The 283-nt window shown below is 44.2% G+C and carries 1 protein-coding gene; it reads right to left on the bottom strand.

What is annotated here, in order from left to right; all coding sequences use genetic code 11:
• Positions 1-145: 145 nt before the first annotated feature.
• The gene (locus tag AC0L3J_RS37995; RefSeq protein ID WP_473350543.1) at positions 146-280 is read right to left on the bottom strand and encodes a Mom family adenine methylcarbamoylation protein; all 135 of its coding nucleotides are present in this window, start codon (positions 278-280) and stop codon (positions 146-148) included.
• Between the last annotated feature and the right edge of the window lie 3 nt (positions 281-283).

Consider the following 283-nt stretch of genomic DNA (forward strand, 5'->3'; position numbering starts at 1 on the left):
GGCAATGCCGGACAGCAGACGCAGACCCGCTGAAGCGGCGCACGAAAAACGCGAAATCGTTTCACGATAAATGCGAAAACTTTAGCTTTCGCGCTTCAAATGAAACAGATGTATTAATTACTGCTTTTTATTCATTACATGGGGATCACTTAGGGTATGGCTGAACCTTGAATAGTTTGGTATTTAGCCGCTTCCTTGCTCGTTTGTTCAGGAATCTGATGTAGCGATACTGATTAAATTTGTGTACCACGGCACGCTCTTTATTAGCCCGTAAATACACGCC

Source organism: Bradyrhizobium sp. Kon37 (assembly GCF_055807535.1).